The 3,550-nt window shown below is 51.3% G+C and carries 4 protein-coding genes; 1 reads left to right on the top strand and 3 read right to left on the bottom strand.

Annotated features, from left to right (window positions below):
• Positions 1-51 precede the first annotated feature (51 nt).
• Positions 52-891 carry a class I SAM-dependent methyltransferase gene (locus KJ869_10290; protein MBU1577576.1) on the top strand — a complete coding sequence of 280 codons (840 nt, stop codon included), beginning with the start codon at positions 52-54 and terminating at the stop codon, positions 889-891.
• Between the two features lie 70 nt (positions 892-961).
• Here KJ869_10290 and KJ869_10285 read toward each other — a convergent pair whose 3' ends face one another.
• From KJ869_10285 to msrA, 3 genes are all read right to left on the bottom strand, one after another.
• Positions 962-1,666 carry a hypothetical protein gene (locus KJ869_10285; GenBank protein MBU1577575.1) on the bottom strand — a complete coding sequence of 235 codons (705 nt, stop codon included), beginning with the start codon at positions 1,664-1,666 and terminating at the stop codon, positions 962-964.
• Between the two features lie 130 nt (positions 1,667-1,796).
• A complete protein-coding gene (locus tag KJ869_10280; GenBank protein ID MBU1577574.1) occupies positions 1,797-2,582 on the bottom strand; it encodes a GNAT family N-acetyltransferase in 786 nt (261 codons plus the stop codon).
• A 574-nt stretch (positions 2,583-3,156) separates the two neighbouring features.
• A partial coding sequence (gene msrA / locus KJ869_10275; protein MBU1577573.1) for a peptide-methionine (S)-S-oxide reductase MsrA occupies positions 3,157-3,550 on the bottom strand: 394 nt, incomplete at its 5' end.

Genomic DNA, 3,550 nt, shown 5'->3' with positions numbered 1-3,550 from the left:
TAATAAATATTATGTAAACTATCAATATTGCTTATTACGCAAGGGTTTATAATGCAGATTCTCCACCCAAATAGCCTCAATGACCACTCCCTCCTTGATTCCGGCGGCGGCCGAAAGCTGGAACGCTTTGCCGGTTATCTGGTATCCCGGCCTGAGCCCGGCGCCATATGGAACAAAAAGCTTTCGGCTGATCATTGGAACCAAGCTCAGGCGGTCTTCATCGAGACCGGCAAATGGCGGCAAGTTTCGCCTCCTCCCCGGCCCTGGCTTTTCAGGTACCAGGATCTGACCCTGGAACTCAAGCTGACGCCTTACAAGCACACAGGAGTCTTCCCGGAACAGGCCGTCAACTGGGACTGGGCCTCGGATCTGATCACCAAAAGCCAACATAAGCCAAGCATTCTCAATCTGTTCGCCTATACAGGGGCGGCCACTTTGGCGGCGGCCGCAGCCGGGGCCAGCGTCTGCCACGTGGATTCCTCACAGCCGGCGGTCAAATGGGCCAAACGCAACCAGGAACTGAGCAATCTGGCCGATAAACCTATCCGCTGGATGGTGGATGACTGCCTAAAGTTCGCCGAACGCGAGGCCAAGCGGGGCGTTAAATATGACGGTATCATCATGGACCCACCGGCCTTTGGCCGTGATACCTCGGGCAAAACTTTCAAATTCGACCGGGATCTTCCCAGGCTTTTGAACATCTGCTCCAACTTGTTGCCGGACAATCCGTTATTTTTCCTGATCAATGCCTATAATGTGGGGCATTCGCCCCAAGCCATCAAGAACCTGCTGGCCGACATTCTGCCGGCAGAGCGGATCCAGTGTGGTGAACTTCATTTGAGCAATGATGATATCTCTATGCCGTGCAGTATATTTGCCAGATTTAGTTAAATTAGTTATTTAACTAACCAAAAAGCCCGGTCTTATAAAGACCGGGCTTTTATTATTTTATTTAACAGCTTTAAAATACGTAGGTTGCGATAAGTTTGGCACTCACACCGCTTAACTCTAAAGGCAGTGGTAAATCTTGGTCTTTGGCATGATCATAATATTCGTAAACATCATTTACGTGATCCGGCTCATGGCATTCCTTGATGATCAAATGATCCACTTTGCCCATCCTGTAGCCTATTTCGGCGCTGATATTGAACATCGGCAGGGCCACCAGATCCAACCCGCCGAGGATGCCGAAGGTGGCGGCGCTACCCTCGGAGTTCCAGTAATGGTTCCACACATTCGGCCGGACCTCGCTGACCTCCGTTCCGGCCCAAACATTGCCCACCGAGACCCCGGCCTTGCCCTTAAGCACCATTGGGACTATGGGCATGGAGTACTGCACGAAGAAATCCACCGGCATCAGTTTGACCTTGTAGGCATGCTGGTCTATCAGGTTGTCCTCTATCCATTCCTTGCTGTTGCTCCAATATCCCAGGTCCACCCCGCCGCCCAATCCCATGGGCAGGCCCAGCTTGATCTGTCCGCCGACTATGGCGGCCGAACCGAAGGCCGTCTGGTGGTCCCAAAGCAGTACCTGTTCGTTGATGGTGGTCAGCGCCGGATTATACAATCCGACATACGGTCCGACTGCGATCTCCAAACCCGGCAAAGCATGGGCGTTTAAAATCAATAATGACAATATTGATCCAATTAATAATATTTTCTTCATCCCTGTTCTCCATTAATGTAAGTTTATTGAACTATATACATGATAAATGAAAATGCAACACTTTGTCAACAAAATATTTAAAGAATTTCCAACCGTTTCCAGTAAGAATAGTAGTTGATCATTTTATTACTCATTTCAGTTTTTTCACTTTGCTTTCAATCAACTTTCTGATCTTCTGATACGATGGCGGCGGGCCGGTGTTGACCTGCCTGCCGTCTATGAACAGGGCATCGGATATTCCCCATTGCAGAAATGTCTGCCGGTCGAAGGTGTCCACTGTATTAAACGCAATTTTATCGCCGAACTCCCCGGCGGCTCGTTTGGCCCTCTCGTGGGTAAGGTTCTGGGCCGGGCACCAGCCGTTGATGAACGAGGTGACCGTAACCACCCCGGGCGTCTTCTGCGGCTTGGCCTTCTGTTTGATCCATTTGGGGGCTTGGGCATCGGCAGAGAAAGGCTTCCAGACCAGCTGGCTGATGCCGTCCCGGTCGGCCTTCTTGTAGCTGTGTTTCTTGAACCAGGCGGCCTTCATCCAAAAAGGCAGCATCAGGCCCCAGGCCGCGATCCCCTTGGCGCCCAGACTTTGGACATCATCCTCGGCCGCCTTCAATAAGGCCTTCCCCATCCCGGCCTTCTGAAAATTTCCGCGCCCCTGCTTATATCCGTGCACCCAGATACAGTTGATAAAATAAAGGTCATTTCCGTCGGCTGTCGATCGCTCGATGGGCAGATACTGGATCATACCGCCTGCCTGCCCGTTATCATCCACCGCCAGCTTGACCCGAAGGCCATGGTCCTTCATTCTGCCGTACCATTTTTCCTTATGGTTCCCGGCCTCTTTGATCTCGTCGGACCAATCCTCCAGGCAGAGAAAATACGATTTAAGATTTTCCTGGTTTAGGTCTATCACCTGCATGTTTCTCTCCTTATCACAACAGGATTGATTGCCCGGTGCATTTCAGCCGGAAGTTTGTTATCCCAAAGGGTTTTCGAGGCAGCACAAGTTGAAGGATGATTTCTGGTCACCCATTCGGCTTGTCAGGGTGTAAGCTATTCTCAGAGCCTGCACTGAGACAACTGTTATATTACCGATGAAGTGGTGACAGTAGTTAGATATTAGTTTATAATTTGGGCAGAATAAAGTCAAGAAAAATAAAAAACCCGCATTGCTGCGGGCTGACCCCTCCCCACTATCCCCAAATTGTCACCACTTCGAAAGTTTGATTTTTGCCAACCTCAGTGCAGGCTCCGGGACCTCTACCCGCCCAGCAGATTGAACGGGTGGCAAGGGATCTGTCATTGCGATAAGACTGCATCGCCTTCCTAATGAAGCAATCCAGTTTGTTATTCTCGTCCCGCATCGCGTGCGGGATAAACTCCGGTGGGAATCCAGAAATTTTAAACAATCTCACCCCTGCCCACTTCGGCTGGCATAAATTCGGGCATTACTCAGTGCAGGCTCTCTCCTAACGCATTAGGAGAGGGAACTATTAAAACTTACAACTGCCGCCGCCCTTCTTCTGGTAATACTGCTGGTGGTAATCCTCGGCCCGGTAGAATTCGCCGGCCTGGGTGATCTCGGTTACTATCGGCTTGGAATATTTGTGCGACCTGTCCAGCTTTTCCCTGGAGGCTATGGCTGTCTTCTGCTGTTCCGGCGTGGTATAAAAAATAGCCGAGCGGTACTGCGAGCCTACGTCCGGGCCCTGGCGGTTGGGCGTTGTCGGGTTGTGGTTCTCCCAGAAGACCTTTAAAAGATCGTCGTAGCTGATGACCGCCGGGTCGTAGGTTATACGGATGGCCTCGGCGTGGCCGGTGGTGTCGGTGCAGACCTGCTTGTAGGTGGGATCCTTGGTGTGGCCGCCGGTATAGCCAACCTCGGTG

Source organism: Candidatus Edwardsbacteria bacterium, assembly GCA_018821925.1.
In the GTDB taxonomy this organism is placed as follows: domain Bacteria; phylum Edwardsbacteria; class AC1; order AC1; family EtOH8; genus UBA2226.
The sequence above is the reverse complement of the archived record's forward strand: the minus strand, read 5'-3'. Positions and strand labels throughout refer to the sequence as shown.

Coding starts and splice junctions, on each gene's coding strand:
- KJ869_10290 (MBU1577576.1), top strand. CDS start 52: ATGCAGATTCTCCACCCAAATAGCCTCAATGACCACTCCCTCCTTGAT.
- KJ869_10285 (MBU1577575.1), bottom strand. CDS start 1,666: ATGAAGAAAATATTATTAATTGGATCAATATTGTCATTATTGATTTTA.
- KJ869_10280 (MBU1577574.1), bottom strand. CDS start 2,582: ATGCAGGTGATAGACCTAAACCAGGAAAATCTTAAATCGTATTTTCTC.